Below are 15,273 nucleotides of genomic sequence, written 5' to 3'. Positions count from 1 at the left end.
GATGGCGACGCCTGCCGCGTCACGCGTCATCGGCGATGTCGCTGCTGACGCCCCGCACCGGCGGCCGCATCAACGGCCGCTTGCCGCCCGCCTCGACGAAGCGGATCACCCGGCCCGCTGCGGGATGGTCGCGATAGGTCCCGGCGGCCTTTTCGCGCCTCTCGGCATAAGTCCCCTCGCCGTCGAACAGCGCCTTGTAGCACGCCCTGACGGCATGCATGTCGGCGCGCGAGAAGCCGCGCCGCTTCATGCCGACGGCATTGATGCTGACGAGCTCGCCGACCACGCCGTTCGGCGCGAAGGCCATGCCGAAAGGCACGACGTCGTCCTTCACCCCGGTCATGCCGCCGACCATGGCGTATTCGCCGATCCGGGTGAACTGGTGCACCGTGCAGAGCCCGGCGAAAAACACGAAGTCCCCGACATGGACATGGCCGGCCAGCGTCGCGACATTGGCCATGATGACATTGTTGCCGATCCGGCAATCATGCGCCACATGCGAGAAGGACATCAGGAAGCAGCTGTTGCCGATCACGGTAAGGCCCGTGCGGGCGCTGCCGCGATTGACCGTCACGTTCTCGCGGATGAGGCAGTCCTCGCCGATCTCCAGCCGGGTCGGCTCGCCCTTGTAGGACAGGTCCTGCGGCGGTCCGCCGACGGCGGCGAACGGGAAGATCTCGGTGCGCGCGCCGACATGGGTCGCGCCGGAAACGGTCACGTGGCTGTGCAGCGTCACGCCGTCGCCGAGTTCGGCCTCGGGGCCGACCACGCAGAACGGGCCGATGGTCACGCCCGTCCCGATCTTGGCGGTCGGCGCGACCCGCGCCATGGGATCGATGGAAACGGGCTTGTCGGTCATGGCCATGCTCAAAGATCGGCCAGCATCGCGGAGAGTTCGGCTTCCGCCACCAGCTTGCCCTCGACGAAGGCCTCGCCGCGGTAGAACCAGATGTTCCGCTTCTTCGCCGTCTTCGTCATGTGGTACTCGACGACGTCGCCGGGGATGACCGGCTTGCGGAACTTCACCTTGTCGATGGTCATGAAGAACACCGCCTTGCTCGCCTTGCCGCCCTGGGCGAGCAGCGCGAGGACCCCGCCGGTCTGCGCCATGCCTTCGACCATCAGCACGCCGGGCATGATCGGATTGCCCGGAAAATGGCCGGTGAACTGCGGCTCGTTGACGGTGACGTTCTTGATGCCGACGCCGAACTCGTCGCCGCGGATCTTGACGACCTTGTCGATCAGCAGGAACGGATAGCGGTGCGGCAGCACGCTGAGCAGTTGCTGGATGCCGGCGGCATCGATGCTGGTCGTCTCGTCCATCGCCTGAACCTTAACTCCTCAATCCGATTGCCGCGCCTTGGCGAGCCGCTCGAGGGTCGCGATCTCGCGGAACCATTCCTTGACCGGCTTGGCCGGGCGGCCGCCCCAGCGCGCACCGACGGGCACGTCGCCCTTCACCACCGAGGACGCCGCGATCTGCGCGCCGGAGCCGATGACCGCGTGGTTGTTCACGCCCACCTGGCCGCCGAGCATGACGAAATCACCGATCGTCACCGAGCCGGAAATGCCGACCTGGCTGACGATGATGCAATGCCGGCCGATCGCCACGTTGTGCGCGATCTGCACGAGATTGTCTATTTTTGTGCCCTCGCCGATGACGGTGTCGCGAATATGGCCCCGATCGATCGTCGCATTGGCGCCGATCTCGACATCGTCCTGGACGATGACCCGGCCGATCTGCGGCACTTTCAGGTGTCCCGCGGGACCTGGCTGGAAGCCGAATCCGTCCTGCCCGATGCGCACGCCGGCATGCAGGATGACCCGGTTGCCGACCAGCGCATGGGCAATGGAGGCCGAGGGGCCGACCGCGCCGTCGCGGCCGATGCGCACGCCGGGGCCGATCACCGCACCGGCCGCGATGAGCGTGCCGGCCCCGATCTCGGCGCCCGGACCGATGACCGCGCCGGGATCGACGATGGCGCCCGGCTCGATCCGCGCGGTCGGGTGGACGATCGCGCCGTGCGAAATGCCCGAAGCCCCGAACATGGATTGCGGCCGCAGTGCCGCCGGATAGAGCTTGCGCGTCACCGAGACGAACGCGGCGTGCGGATGGGCGACGACGATCGCCGCCGTGCCCTCCGGCACGTCGCCGCGATGCCGCGCGGTGACGAGGCAGGCGGCGGCGCGTGTCGCCGCGAGCTGGCCGGCATATTTGGGATTGTCGAGGAAGGACAGGTCCCCCGGCCCGGCATCGGCGAGCGCGGCTACCCCCGTCAACGGCCGGTCCGGACCGGCCGCGACGAGTTCGCCTTTCAGAAAAGCGGCGACCGAGGCGACAGTCATCGCCTCGGCCGGGGTGAAAAAGATCGGGTCCGTCATGATCAGCCTGCTTGTGATCTCCCTATGCCCCGCCGTCAAGCGGGGTGCGGTGGATCAGAAGCGCGTGCCGCCCGAGAAGCGGAAGTACTGCGTGCGGTCCCACGACGCCTTCGAGAGGACGAACGAATAGTCGAACCGGATCGGGCCGAAGGGCGAGTTCCACAGGAGGCCGACACCGACGGACGAGCGGACGATGTGGTCCGAGGAACTGCGGCCGCTGAGCGGGTCGTTCAGGTTGACCGGCAGGTTGCCGAGCTGGGTGGTGCTGTTGTAGCCCCAGACCGAACCGGCATCCGCATAGAGCGCGCCGCGCATGCCGAAGTCGCGCGGCAGGAAGTTCAGCGGGAAGGTCACTTCCGCCGACACGCCCCAGTAGTTCGTGCCGCCGATGGCGTCGGCATAACGGTTGTCGACACCGTAGGCGCGGGCGGACGCGAAGTCGCGCGGGCCGATGCCGGCGGTCTGGAAGCCGCGCACCAGCTCCGGTCCCATGAAGAACTGGTCGACGGCGTCGAGCTTGCCGCCGGTGCTCTTGTTGCTGCCGAGGCCGAAGATGTTGCCGGCCTGGCCGCGCAGCATCAGGATCCAGTCGTTGGTGAGGTCGTGATAGTAGCGGATCTCACCGGTCGTGCGGACGAAGCGGGCATTGCCGCCGAGGCCCGCCACGTCCTGCCGCAGTTCGGCGAACAGGCCCTGGCTCGGGTTCACCGCGCGGTCGAGGTTCGAATAGATCAGCGAATAGCCGAGCATCGAGATGAAGCGCGTCTTGTCGTTGATCGCGCGGAGCGCAACCGAGGCCTCGCCGTCGTCAAGGCAGTTGAACAGCGGATTGCCCGGCGAGTTCAGCGTCGGAACGCCGCCGACATTGTAGAGCGCGCCATCGTTCTTGCCGCCGGCTGCCAAGATGTCGGCAGCTTCCTTGGAACCCGAATTCAGATAGACGACGCGTCCGTCAGCACGCGTGTACTGGTTCAGGCTGTCGCCGTAGCTGTTGTTGCAGTTCCGCAGGTCCTCGCGCAGCGAGATGCGCTGCATCATGCCGGTATAGCGGAGCTGGACGGCGAACTGCTCGGTGATCGGAACGCCAAGACGCAGCGTGCCGCCATAGGACGTCGACGAGAAGGCCTGGTAGTTCGACACCGACGAGTTGCGCCAGAACAGGTCGAAGCCGCCCGACAGGCGGTAGTCGAGCAGGTAGGGCTCGGTGAACGAGAAGTTCACGCCCTGGGTGCGCTGGCCGAGCGTGCCGCCGAGGCGGACGAACTGGCCGCGGCCGAGGAAGTTGCGCTCCTCGACGGAGGCTTCCGCGATGAAGCCGTCCGAGGTCGAGAAGCCGCCGGAGATCGAGAACTGGCCGGTCGGCTGGTCCTCGACATCGACATTGACGATGACGCGGTCGGCGGCCGAGCCGGGCTCGGTGGTGATCTTGACGTTCTTGAAGAAGCCGAGATTCTTCAGGCGGCGCTCGGCACGGTCGACCAGGACGCGGTTGTAGGCGTCGCCTTCGGCCATGTCGAACTCGCGCCGGACCACGCGGTCCTGGGTGCGGGTATTGCCGCGGATGTTGATCCGCTCGACATAGACGCGCGGCCCCTCTTCCACCACGTAGACGAGGTTGACGGTGAGCGTCGACGGATCGCGCTCGCCGCGCGGACGAACCTGGGCGAAGGCATAGCCGCGGCGGGCGACCTCGAGGGTGACGTCCTCGAGCGATTTGTCGACCAGCTCGACATTGTAGACGCCGCCGGGCTGGGTGCGCACGGCGCGGCGCAGCATGGCGCCGTCGACGTCGCGGATGTTCGACTGCACGTCGACCGAGCCGATCCGGTACTGCGGACCTTCCTCGATCTCGATGGTGATGGTGAAGGCGTTCGCCGCGCGGTCGAAATCGGCACGCGCGGAGAGGATGCGCATGTCGACGAAGCCGGAGCGCAGGTAGAGGCGACGCAGCGCTTCCTGGTCGGCATTCAGGCGGTCGGCGTCATAGACGTCGTTCGAACGGATCCAGGACAGGAGGCCCGTCTCGCCCGTCGACATCACGTCCAGCAGGCGCTGGCGGCCGAAATGATTGTTGCCGACGAAATTGATCGAGCGGACCGAGGCCTTGCGGCCTTCGTTGATCTCGAACACCAGGTCCATGCGGCCGTTCGGCTGCTGGATGGTCTTCGGCACGATCTCGACGTCGTAGCGGCCGGAGCGGCGATAGACGTCGTAGAGACGCTGCACGTCGGACTGGACCGTCGAGCGCGAGAAGGTGCCGCGCGGACGGGACTCGATCTCGTTGAGCAGCTGCTCGGTCTTCAGGCGCCGGTTGCCCTCGAACACGACGCGGTTGATCACGTCGTTCTCGACCACCGTGACGACCAGCCGGCCGCCCTGGCGGCTCACGCGCACGTCGCGGAACAGGCCTGTCGCGTACATGGCCTTGATGCCCTCGTCGACGCGCGCTGCCGAGAGCGGCTCACCCGGGCTGGTGGAGAAATAGGAGCGGACCGTGTCGGCCTCGATGCGCCGATTGCCCTGCACGACAATCGAGCTGGCCGACTGCGCGCTGACTCCCGTCGACAGGGCGGTGCTGGCGAGCATGGCGGTCGCCACACCCGTCGTAGCCACCGTCCCTGCGATCACGACCGTTCGGACCGTCCGAGCGAAAAGAGTCATGAATCACGCGCCTGTCTGTTCAATTTGTTGGTTTCCGCGCGAACGCGGACCGCCCACGGAATCCCCAAGGGCGGGTTGCTTGTAGCCGGTTTCAACGACAGTGCAAACTGCACCGCGAAGCGCCCTACCGTTTTTTACTGCCCGTTGCCGCAACGCCACGCACCTCATCATCCGACGAACCTGCCGAACAGTGCCCCGAGGGGCCCGCGCAGGTCGTTCCAAGTCGCAAAAATCATCAAAGTCATGACCATCACGAAGCCGATCCGGAACGCGGTCTCCTGAGCGCTTTCGCTCATGGGCCGGCCACGGATCGCCTCGATGGCGTAGAACACCAGGTGACCGCCATCGAGCAGCGGTATCGGAAAGAGATTAAGCAGGCCTATCGACACCGAGATCAGCGCCGCGAAGCCGAGCAGCGTGCTGAAGCCGACCGAGGCCGCCTCGCCCGCGACCTGGGCGATGCGGATCGGCCCGCCGAGCTGGTCCGCGCTCTGCGTGCCCATGAAGATGCCGCCGATATAGCTCAGTGTGCTGGAGATCACGAACCACGTCTCCTCGACGCCCATCCAGGCCGCTGCGAGCGGATTGTAGCGGCGCATTTCGATGTCGCCCGGCTGGGTCGACTTGGAAATGCCGAGCCGGCCGATCCGGTGCGTGCCGCCGAACCGGTCCTTGAACTCGTAGGTCGCCGGCGTCGCGGTCAGGGTGGCCTGGCCGCCGTCGCGCTCGACGACAACCGAAAGCGGCCGGCCGGCGCTGCCGGCAACGATCCGCTGCATGTCGGCAAAATTGTCGATGGCCCGACCGTCGATCGAGACGATGAGGTCGCCCGGCTTGAAGCCGGCCGCGGCGGCGGCGCTCTCGGCGACGATGGTTTCGACGCGCGGCGCCGTGATCGGCTTGCCGAAGAGCGTGAAGACCGCGGTGAAGATGACGATCGCGAGGATCAAATTCGCGATCGGCCCGGCGGCGACGATGGCTGCGCGCTGGGCCAGGGTCTTGTGGAAGAAGCTTTGCGAGCGCTCCGCCTCCGTCATCGCGCCGGCGGTCTCGAAATCCGGGCGGCTCGCGGCATCCGCATCGCCGAAGAACTTCACGTAGCCGCCGAGCGGAATGGCGCAGAGTTTCCAGCGCGTGCCGTGACGGTCATTGAAGCCGGCGAGCTCGCGGCCGAAGCCAATGGAAAAGGCCTCGACGCGCACCCCGCAGCGGCGCGCGACCCAGAAATGGCCGAGCTCGTGGAAAAACACCACGATCGTCAAGACGAACAGGAATGCAATGAGGGTCGGGAGAATTCCCAAGCCCCACCCACCCCACGCGGAGATGAAGTTCATCACGATGTCCCACGGATATGCGCCGGCCATCCTGGCTGAGCCCACACCCTCCCAGGGGTGAGGATGCCGGAGCCGGCGTCAGATGCAAGAGGTCCTGGCGCGATCTCTCGCGACATGGTCAATGAATCTTAAGTCATCCAATGTGGCCGCAGCGGGGCCGCTCCCGTGGCTCGCCAGGACATTTTCGACGACCCGCGCAATGTCGCCGAAGCGCAGGCGCCCGGCGAGAAAGGCCTCGACCGCCACCTCGTTGGCGGCATTGAGCACGCAGGGCGCGCGCCCGCCGGCCGCCATCGCCTCGATCGCCAGCCTGAGCGCGGGAAACCGCACGAGATCGGGCTCCTCGAAGCTGAGCGAGGCGAGCCTTGCGAGATCGAGGCGTTGCGCCGGCCCGTCGATGCGCTCGGGAAAGCCGAGGCAGGATGCGATCGGCGTGCGCATGTCGGGCGTGCCGAGCTGGGCGATGACCGAGCCGTCGCGGTAGCCGACCATGCCGTGGATGATCTGCTGGGGATGGACGAGCACCTTCAGGCGGCTCGGCTCTATTGCGAAAAGATGATGCGCCTCAATGAGTTCCAGGCCTTTGTTCATAAGGCCGGCGGAATCGACCGTAATCTTGGCACCCATGGCGAAATTGGGATGCTTGAGAGCGTCTGCCGGTTCGGCGCGGGCGATCGCCTCGGCGGTCCAGGTGCGGAACGGGCCGCCCGAGGCGGTCAGCCAGACCGTCTCGACATCCTCCATGCGCGAGCCGGCCAGCGCCTGGAAGACGGCGTTGTGCTCGGAATCGACGGGCAGGAGGCGTGCGCCATTGCGGCGCGCCGCGGCCATGACCAGATCGCCGGCGGCGACCAGGCTCTCCTTGTTGGCGAGCGCGACCGTGGTGCCCTGCCCGATCGCGGCGAGCACCGGGGCGACGCCGGCTGCCCCCGAAACCGCCGCCACCACCATGTCGCAGGCCCGTGCCGCCGCCGCGGCGACGGCCTCGGGGCCGGCGGCCGCTTCGATGCCCGAGCCCGCCAGGGCCTCCTTCAGCGCGCCATAGGCGGCGGGATCGGCGACGGCGGCGAAACGCGCGCCCTCCGCCCGCGCGATCCGCGCAAGCTCGGCCGCCTGGCCGTTGGCGGTCACGGCCTCGACACGGAACCGGTCACGGTGACGGGCGACGAGGTCGAGCGTCGAGCTGCCGACGGAGCCGGTGGCTCCGAGAATGGTGAGTGCGCGCATGCCCTCTCCTACCAGATCAGGATGCCGGCTGCGGGATTGGCAAATCCGCCGCGCGCGAGCCCGATCAGGGCTGCGGCGAGCGCGGCGACCAGAAAGCCGTCGAGGCGGTCCATCACGCCGCCATGGCCGGGGATCAGGCCGCCGGCATCCTTCGCCTCGAAGCGCCGCTTGATCGCGGATTCGAAGAGGTCGCCGGCCTGGCTGAGCGCGGCGATCGCCAGCGTCACGACGACGAGGCCGGGACCGACGGGCAGACCGGCGATCCCGACAATGGCGCAGCCGAGCAGAGCACCGATCAGCGTGCCGCCGGCGAAGCCCGCCCAGGTCTTCTTCGGCGACAGGCGCGGCCAGAGCTTCGGACCGCCAATGGCGCGACCGGCAAAATAGGCGCCGACATCGGTGCCCCAGACGACCGCGAAGAGCCAGAGAATGGCGACGAAGCCATAGGCCGCGTCATCGCGCAGGATGACCGGGCCGGCGACCACGGCCGCCGCGTAGAGCAGTCCGCCGATCGCCCAGCGCGACACGCCGGCGGGCGAGAAGGCGAGCGCGAAGCCGGTGCCGATGCCGAGCGCGATCAGGCCGAAGCCCGGGTTGAGGAAATAGCGGATCAGCACGACCGCCGCGACCAGCGCGGCGATCTCGCCGGCGAACAGGACCGGCGGCGCATCGGCATGGACCAGCCGGTTCCACTCGAACAGCACGGCGATGGCCGCGACCAGCCAGAACAGGGCGAACGGCCAGCCGCCGAGCCAGGCGACCGCGATGGCGACCGGAATGAGCACCAGGGCCGACGCGACGCGTCGCAGCAGGTCCGGATCGGAAAAGGCACCAGCCGGCCGCTGGTCGGGCGTCATGAGTTCAGCCGCCCGTGGCGGTGGCGAGGCCGCCGAACCGGCGTTCGCGCCGGCCATATTCGGCGAGGGCCTCGAGCAGCGCTTCCCGGCCGTAGTCCGGCCAGAGGATCGGCTGGAACACCAGTTCCGAATAGGCGGCCTGCCACAGCATGAAATTGGACAGGCGCTCCTCGCCCGAGGTGCGGATGATGAGGTCGGGGTCGGGAATGCCCGAAGTCGACAGCCGTCCGGCAATCGCCTCGGGCGTGATCGAGGCCGGATCGCGGCGCCCGGCCGCCACCTCCTCGGCGAGCGCCCGCGCGGCGTTGGCGATCTCCTGCCGGCTGCCGTAGTTGAAGGCGACGACCAGCGTCTGGCGCCGGTTGCCGGCGGTCAGCGCCTCGGCCTCGACCAGCAGGCGGGCAATGTCGGGCGCGAGATCGTGGCGGTCGCCGGCAATGCGCACGCGCACGCCGGCCTCGTGCAGCTCCGCGAGGTCGTTGCGGATGAAGCGCTTCAGGAGGCCCATCAACGCCGAGACCTCGGCCAGCGGCCGCGACCAGTTCTCCGACGAGAAGGAATAGATGGTGACGATCTCGATGCCGATCTCGCGCGCCGCCTTCAGGGTGCGCCGCAGCGCCTCGACGCCGCGGCGGTGGCCTTCGACGCGCGGCAGGCCGCGGGCGGTCGCCCAGCGGCCGTTGCCGTCCATGATGATGGCGACGTGACGCGGCAGCCCGCCCGGCGCCGCGGGGGCGTCAGGCTGGCCAGGCTCTGCCTCCTGTCGGTCGGTCATGCTCATCGCCGCGCCAATCCCCGTCAGACGGTCATGATCTCTTTTTCCTTGGCGGCCAGGAGCTGATCGATCTCGGCGATGTGCTTGTCCGTCTCCTTCTGCACCTGGTCGGCGCCGCGGGCGTGATCGTCCTCGCTCATCGAATGGTCTTTTTCCTTGGCCTTGAGGATGTCGAGGCCGTCGCGGCGCACGTGGCGCACCGCGATACGGGCGTTCTCGGCATATTTGTGCGCCACCTTGACCATGTCCTTGCGGCGATCCTGAGTCAGTTCCGGGATGCGCAGGCGGATCACCTGGCCCTCGGTCTGCGGATTGAGGCCGAGGCTGGAATCGCGGATCGCCTTCTCGACCGCCGCCACCATGCCGCGGTCCCAGACCTGCACCGACAGGAGGCGCGGCTCCGGCACGGAGACGGTCGCGACCTGGTTGATGTGCATGTTCTGGCCATAGGCCTCGACCACGATCGGGTCGAGCAGGTTCGGCGACGCGCGCCCGGTGCGCAGGGTGCCGAGCTCGTGCTTGTAGCTGCCGATCGCCCCCTGCATGCGGCGGGTGATGTCGGCAATGTCGAAGGTCGGGGACGCGGCCATGGGATACGCCTCTTGATCGTTGCGCGGGAATGAGCCCGCGGAATGCGGCAGGTCAGCTGGTGACCAGGGTAAAGCGTCCGGTGCCGGTCAGAACCGAAGTGACCGCATTGGGCGCATCGAGTGAGAACACGATTATCGGAAGACGGTTCTCGCGGGCAAGAGCGAAGGCGGCCGTATCCATGACCTTGAGATCCCTGGCGATCGCCTCGTCGGCGGTCAGCGCGTCGAAACGCTCGGCATCGGGATGGGTCTTGGGGTCGGCGGAATAGATGCCGTCGACATTGGTGCCCTTCAGAACGACGTCGCAGTTGAGCTCCACCGCCCGCATGGTGGCGGTCGTGTCGGTGGTCAGGAGCGGCACGCCGATGCCACCACCGAGGACGACGATGCGGCCCGCCGCGAGATGGCCAAGTGCATGGCGCGCGGTATAGGTGTCGAGCGCCTCCGGCACGGGCTCCGCCGAAAGCGCCACCGCGGGATGGCCGAGAGCCTGGATCTGGCCGGCCAGCGTGATCGCGTTCATGACGGTCGCAAGCCGTCCGATGGCGTCGGCATCGACCCGGCTGAGGCCGATGCCGGCGATCTGCTTGCCCCGGAAGATATTGCCGCCGCCGACCACCACCGCGATCTCGATGCCGGCCCTGGCGGCGGCGACGAGATCCTGCGCGATTGCTCTGACGACCTTGGGATCGAAGCCGAAGTCGGCCGATCCCGCCAGCGCCTCGCCGGAAATCTTCACCAGCGCGCGCTTGTAGCCCGATCCGGCCATCGCCCCCTCCCGACTCGAAACATTCCACAGAAGCTGTCGGCGACGGGTTTAGCCGAACGAGGCGCCCGCGCAACCGCCCGCGGGGCCGGCCGCCCCCATCGTCCCAAGAAAACGGCCGGCGAAGCATGCCGGAAGCTGCGCCAATTGGCCACAGAACCGGCCCGCGGCCCGGCGCGCACGAAAAAGGGGCGGTCGCCCGCCCCTCTCGATCGCTCGGCAGCGTGTGCCGGTCAGGCCTTGATGCCGGCCTGGGCGGCCACTTCCGCCGCGAAATCGCTCTCGGCCTTCTCGATGCCCTCGCCGAGCGCGAAGCGCACGAAACCGGCGACCTTGATGGGCGCGCCGACCTTGCCTTCGGCTTCCTTGACGGCCTGGGCGACCGACTTGCCGGTGTCATGGATATAGGCCTGCTCCAGGAAGCAGACTTCCTTGTAGTAGGTCTTCAGGCCGGACTCGACGATCTTGGCCAGGACATGCTCGGGCTTGCCGGCATTCTTCTCGGCCAGGATCGCCTGCTCGCGCGCGACCACGGCCGGGTCGAGGCCGGCGGCGTCCAGCGCCAGCGGGTTGGCGGCGGCGACGTGCATGGCGAGCATGCGGCCGAGCTGGGCGAGCTCCTCCTTCGACCCGGTCGATTCGAGCGCGACCAGCACGCCGATCTTGCCGAGGCCCGGATCGACCTGGTTGTGCAGATAGCTGGCGACGACGCCGGCGCCGACCGACAGCACGGCGGCGCGGCGCAGCGACATGTGCTCGCCGATGGTCGAAACGGCATTGGTCAGCGCGTCGGCGACCGTCGTGCCGCCCTGGTCCTTGGCCGCGAGGATCGCCGCCACGTCGTCGCCGGTCTTGAAGGCGACATGGGCGATCATCTTCACGAGGCCCTGGAACTGGTCGTTGCGGGCGACGAAGTCGGTCTCGGAATTGACTTCGACCACGGCGGCCTTGGCGCCGTCGGCCCAGACGCCGACAAGGCCTTCGGCCGCGACGCGGCCGGCCTTCTTGGCGGCCTTGGACAGGCCCTTCTTGCGCAGCAGATCGACCGCCGCCTCGATGTCGCCATTGGTTTCGGTCAGCGCGGCCTTACAGTCCATCATGCCCGCGCCGGTCATCTCGCGCAGTTCCTTGACCATTTGGGCGGTGATAGCAGCCATGGGGGTCGTTCCTCGAAATCGAATGGATGATCAGGATGGGAAACGGCCGGCCCGAGGGTTCGGACCGGCCGGAATCACGTCAACCGGGTCTCCCGCTCCGATGCCCGCATGCGTTCAGCACGCGGACATGTCGAGCGGATGACGTGCGGCGAATGCCTTACGCGGCCTCGGCCTCGACCAGCGCCTTGGACTGGGCGACCCAGCCGTCGACGCGGCCGGGCAGACCGACGCTGTCGCCGATCTCCGCGGCATCGGCCGGGGTGAACGAGGCGATCTGCCAGAAGTGGAACACGCCGAGATCGTTGAGCTGCTTCTCGATGGCCGCCGACACGCCGGTGAGCTTGGTCAGCTCGTCGGCGATGCCGCGCGGACCGGCCAGCCGCTCGAAGCCGGCGGGAGCGGACGGCAGGTCCTCCTCCATCGGCTTCTCCGAGGCGCCGAGGTCGACGCCCGCCGAGCCCTGGGCGCGGGCGAGGCCGTCGATGGCGGCGCGGGCGATCAGGTCGCAATAGAGCGTCAGCGCGCGGCCGGCATCGTCATTGCCCGGGATCGGATAGGTGATGCCGTCGGGGTCGCAGTTGGTGTCGACGATGGCGGCGACCGGAATGCCCAGGCGACGGGCCTCCAGGATGGCGATCGCCTCCTTGTTGGTGTCGATCACGAACATCAGGTCCGGCGTGCCGCCCATGTCCTTGATGCCGCCCAGCGCGCGCTCGAGCTTGTCGCGCTCGCGCGTCAGCGTCAGGGCTTCCTTCTTGGTGTAGCCGGTGCCGCCGTGGCCGAGCGATTCGTCCAGCTTGCGCAGGCGCGAGATCGACTGCGAGACGGTCTTCCAGTTGGTCAGCGTGCCGCCGAGCCAGCGCGAATTGACGTAGTACTGGGCCGAACGCTTGGCGGCGTCGGAGATCGCCTCCTGGGCCTGGCGCTTGGTGCCGACGAACAGCACGCGGCCGCCCTTGGCCACCGTGTCGGAGACCGCGACGAGGGCGCGGTGCAGCATCGGCACGGACTGGGCGAGGTCGATGATGTGGATGTTGTTGCGCACGCCGAAGATGAACTGGTTCATCTTCGGGTTCCAACGGTGGGCCTGATGGCCAAAGTGGCAGCCAGCTTCCAAAAGCTGACGCATGCTGAAATCGGGCAGCGCCATGGTCTTCTCCGGTTAAGCCTCCGCGGATATGGGCCGGCCCAGAATGGGCCCGACACCACCGGAGCGGCGAAAAGACGAGCGTCTTCCGCCGCGGGTCCGCGTGTGGAATGGGCGGGGCGATATACCAAACCGGCCGACAATGCAAGGTCCGGGCGCCCGGCCGCCCGGCCGTCGTTCAGATCCGGCCGGCGGCGATGGCGGCGATCAGGCCGGGCAGCGCCGACGGCTGCGCGCAAAGATGCGTCGCGCCGCTCTCGGTGAGCTCGGCCTCGCCGCCATAGCCCCAGGTGACGCCGATGGCCGTGACGCCGTGGCGGCGCGCCGCCGCGACATCGTGCTTGCGGTCGCCCACCATGATCGCGCGCGACGGATCGAAGCCCTGCTCGGCGATGATCTTGGCCATCAGGTCGCCCTTGTCGTCGAGGCTGCCGTCCAGTGTCGTGCCATAGACCCGGTCGAACAGGGGCGCATAGCCGAACCGCTCGATGATCGGCTGGGCGAAAGGCTCCGGCTTCGCGGTGCAGACGAACATGGCCGCAGCCTCGCCACGGATCGTCTCGACCGCCTCCATCATGCCGGGATAGAGCGCAAGGTCATAGAGGCCACCGCCGCCATAGTGCAGCCGGTAGCGCGCCAGCGCCGCCTCGACCGCCTCGCCCTCCGGCATGAACCGGGCAAAGGACGAGCGCAGCGACGGCCCGATGATCCATTTCAGCGTCTCGAAAGCCGGCGCTTCGTGGCCGGTATCGATGAGCGCCTGGCGGAAGCAGCCGACGATGCCTGGCGCGGGATCGGTCAGCGTGCCGTCGAGATCGAAGAGAACGGTCAGGGACATCCGGCCCGTCTAGCCCGGATCGGGCCGTTCCGCCACGCGCCCGGCCGCATCGCTCGTCCGCAGGGCCGCACCCGTGACTTTGTCGGCCTGCTCGGGCAACAAGGCCCTTTCCCCGCATCGGCCCCGGAGGTTCCCCCATGCCCGGCTCGGTCCTTGCCGTCAGCCGCAGCGCCGGCCACACGTTCAGCAAGAAGCGCGCGCTCTTCATCACGCTGATCGCCGGGCTCGGCGTCGAGGGCGACGCTCATGCCGGGGTCACCGTCAAGCACCGCTCGCGCGTCGCGCTCGACCCGAGCCAGCCCAATCTGCGCCAAATCCATCTCGTCCATGCCGAGCTGTTCGACGAGCTCCGCCAGAAGGGCTTCGAGATCGGGCCGGGCGACATCGGCGAGAACGTCACGACCGAGGGCATCGATCTCCTCGGCTTGCCGACCGGCGCGCTGCTCACGATCGGCACGGCCGCGATCGAGGTGACGGGGCTGCGCAATCCCTGCATCCAACTCGATCGCTTCCGGCCGGGCCTCACCCAGGCCGTGCTCGGCCGCGACGCGGCCGGCAAGCTGATACGCAAGGCGGGCATCATGGGCATCGTGCGCGCCGGCGGCATGGTCACGCCCGGCGATCCGATCGGCGTCACCCTGCCGGCGCCGCCGTTCCGCGCGCTGGAGCGTGTCTAGCCGGCGCGCGGGCGGCTACTCCGAATAGGGCTGCCGCAGCCCGAACAGCTGATGCACCGTCCGGTCGAGATCCTGGGCGAAGAATGGCTTTTTCAGATAGGCGGCCGCGCCGAGCTCCTGGGCGCGCTCGGCGATATCGGCGCTCGCCGACATCAGCACGACGCGCACATGACGGTTGACCGCCCGCAGCAACCGCAGCGTGCTGGCGCCGTCGATCCAGGGCATGTTCATGTCCAGAAAAACGATGTCGGCCCCTTCGCTCGCATAGTTCTCCAGCGCCGAGATGCCGTCGCCGGCCTGATAGACGTCAAGATTGAAGATCGAGTGGGACAGGATGCGCCTGACGATGCCGCGCGCGGTGCCCGAATCGTCGACGATCAGGATGCGCGTGCGCTGACTGACCCGTTCGAAGGTCTGCAGCACCGGGGCGATCGCTTCGGCGCCGAATGGCTTCACCAGGTAGTCATAGGCGGCCAGGCGCCGCATGCGGGCAATGGCTTCGGCATCGCCGGTGACCGAAACCACCACAAAAAACGGCATCTTGCCGTGATGCCGCACACGTTCGACAACCTCGGAGCCATCGATCTCCGGCATGGCGAGGTCGACGAAGGCAATGTCGACCGGCCGCTCCGAGAGGACGTCGAGCGCCTCCCGGCCGTTCTTCACCTCGATGATGGTGACGGCGCGGTCGAAAGCTTCGATGCCCGAACGGATCAGCCCGCGCCAGAAGGTCGAATCGTCGGCGATGAGCACGGTCCAGGGCGGGATGTCGATGATCGCAATGTCCGCATCCTCGCCCGGGGCCTCGGCGCTTGCCATTCACTTCACTCGTCGCAGCTGCAGTCCCGCCCTTCTTATCATT

General features: G+C 67.9%; 15 protein-coding genes. 1 reads left to right on the top strand and 14 read right to left on the bottom strand.

Features of this window, described 5'->3' with window-relative positions; translation table 11 throughout:
• Positions 1 to 19 precede the first annotated feature (19 nt).
• The 13 genes from lpxA to OZ671_RS04775 all read right to left on the bottom strand — a co-directional run bounded on the left by lpxA (position 20) and on the right by OZ671_RS04775 (position 13,734).
• Complete coding sequence (lpxA, locus tag OZ671_RS04835; protein ID WP_268859672.1) at positions 20 to 859, bottom strand: acyl-ACP--UDP-N-acetylglucosamine O-acyltransferase; 840 nt, start codon at positions 857 to 859, stop codon at positions 20 to 22.
• Between the two features lie 8 nt (positions 860 to 867).
• Positions 868 to 1,323 (bottom strand): 3-hydroxyacyl-ACP dehydratase FabZ, encoded by a 456-nt coding sequence (gene fabZ / locus OZ671_RS04830; RefSeq protein WP_038312862.1) that lies wholly within the window; start codon positions 1,321 to 1,323, stop codon positions 868 to 870.
• Positions 1,324 to 1,341: 18 nt separating this feature from the next.
• Positions 1,342 to 2,382 (bottom strand): UDP-3-O-(3-hydroxymyristoyl)glucosamine N-acyltransferase, encoded by a 1,041-nt coding sequence (gene lpxD / locus OZ671_RS04825; protein ID WP_268859671.1) that lies wholly within the window; start codon positions 2,380 to 2,382, stop codon positions 1,342 to 1,344.
• Between the two features lie 54 nt (positions 2,383 to 2,436).
• Positions 2,437 to 4,995 (bottom strand): outer membrane protein assembly factor BamA, encoded by a 2,559-nt coding sequence (bamA, locus tag OZ671_RS04820; RefSeq protein WP_268859670.1) that lies wholly within the window; start codon positions 4,993 to 4,995, stop codon positions 2,437 to 2,439.
• A gap of 215 nt (positions 4,996 to 5,210) precedes the next feature.
• Positions 5,211 to 6,377, bottom strand: coding sequence for an RIP metalloprotease RseP (rseP, locus tag OZ671_RS04815; protein WP_268859669.1), 1,167 nt, complete (start codon positions 6,375 to 6,377; stop codon positions 5,211 to 5,213).
• A 78-nt stretch (positions 6,378 to 6,455) separates the two neighbouring features.
• Positions 6,456 to 7,604 carry a 1-deoxy-D-xylulose-5-phosphate reductoisomerase gene (dxr, locus tag OZ671_RS04810; RefSeq protein WP_268859668.1) on the bottom strand — a complete coding sequence of 383 codons (1,149 nt, stop codon included), beginning with the start codon at positions 7,602 to 7,604 and terminating at the stop codon, positions 6,456 to 6,458.
• Between the two features lie 8 nt (positions 7,605 to 7,612).
• Positions 7,613 to 8,461, bottom strand: coding sequence for a phosphatidate cytidylyltransferase (locus OZ671_RS04805; RefSeq protein ID WP_268859667.1), 849 nt, complete (start codon positions 8,459 to 8,461; stop codon positions 7,613 to 7,615).
• Positions 8,462 to 8,465: 4 nt separating this feature from the next.
• Positions 8,466 to 9,236 carry an isoprenyl transferase gene (locus OZ671_RS04800; RefSeq protein WP_268859666.1) on the bottom strand — a complete coding sequence of 257 codons (771 nt, stop codon included), beginning with the start codon at positions 9,234 to 9,236 and terminating at the stop codon, positions 8,466 to 8,468.
• A 23-nt stretch (positions 9,237 to 9,259) separates the two neighbouring features.
• Positions 9,260 to 9,826 carry a ribosome recycling factor gene (gene frr / locus OZ671_RS04795; protein ID WP_038312853.1) on the bottom strand — a complete coding sequence of 189 codons (567 nt, stop codon included), beginning with the start codon at positions 9,824 to 9,826 and terminating at the stop codon, positions 9,260 to 9,262.
• 52 nt (positions 9,827 to 9,878) lie between these two features.
• Positions 9,879 to 10,595: a UMP kinase gene (gene pyrH / locus OZ671_RS04790; RefSeq protein WP_268859665.1), complete on the bottom strand. Its 717-nt coding sequence runs from the start codon at positions 10,593 to 10,595 to the stop codon at positions 9,879 to 9,881.
• 230 nt (positions 10,596 to 10,825) lie between these two features.
• Positions 10,826 to 11,749, bottom strand: coding sequence for a translation elongation factor Ts (gene tsf / locus OZ671_RS04785; protein WP_268859664.1), 924 nt, complete (start codon positions 11,747 to 11,749; stop codon positions 10,826 to 10,828).
• A 157-nt stretch (positions 11,750 to 11,906) separates the two neighbouring features.
• On the bottom strand, positions 11,907 to 12,899 hold the full coding sequence (locus OZ671_RS04780) for a 30S ribosomal protein S2 (protein ID WP_268859663.1): 993 nt from the start codon (positions 12,897 to 12,899) through the stop codon (positions 11,907 to 11,909).
• A gap of 175 nt (positions 12,900 to 13,074) precedes the next feature.
• The gene (locus OZ671_RS04775) at positions 13,075 to 13,734 is read right to left on the bottom strand and encodes an HAD hydrolase-like protein (protein ID WP_268859662.1); all 660 of its coding nucleotides are present in this window, start codon (positions 13,732 to 13,734) and stop codon (positions 13,075 to 13,077) included.
• A gap of 137 nt (positions 13,735 to 13,871) precedes the next feature.
• Here OZ671_RS04775 and OZ671_RS04770 point away from each other — a divergent pair, with 137 nt between their 5' ends.
• The gene (locus OZ671_RS04770; RefSeq protein ID WP_038312837.1) at positions 13,872 to 14,411 is read left to right on the top strand and encodes an MOSC domain-containing protein; all 540 of its coding nucleotides are present in this window, start codon (positions 13,872 to 13,874) and stop codon (positions 14,409 to 14,411) included.
• A gap of 15 nt (positions 14,412 to 14,426) precedes the next feature.
• Here OZ671_RS04770 and OZ671_RS04765 read toward each other — a convergent pair whose 3' ends face one another.
• On the bottom strand, positions 14,427 to 15,230 hold the full coding sequence (locus tag OZ671_RS04765; RefSeq protein ID WP_268859661.1) for a response regulator: 804 nt from the start codon (positions 15,228 to 15,230) through the stop codon (positions 14,427 to 14,429).
• Between the last annotated feature and the right edge of the window lie 43 nt (positions 15,231 to 15,273).

The organism is Phreatobacter sp. AB_2022a (assembly GCF_026847585.1).
Lineage (GTDB): Bacteria > Pseudomonadota > Alphaproteobacteria > Rhizobiales > Phreatobacteraceae > Phreatobacter.
The sequence above is the reverse complement of the archived record's forward strand: the minus strand, read 5'-3'. Positions and strand labels throughout refer to the sequence as shown.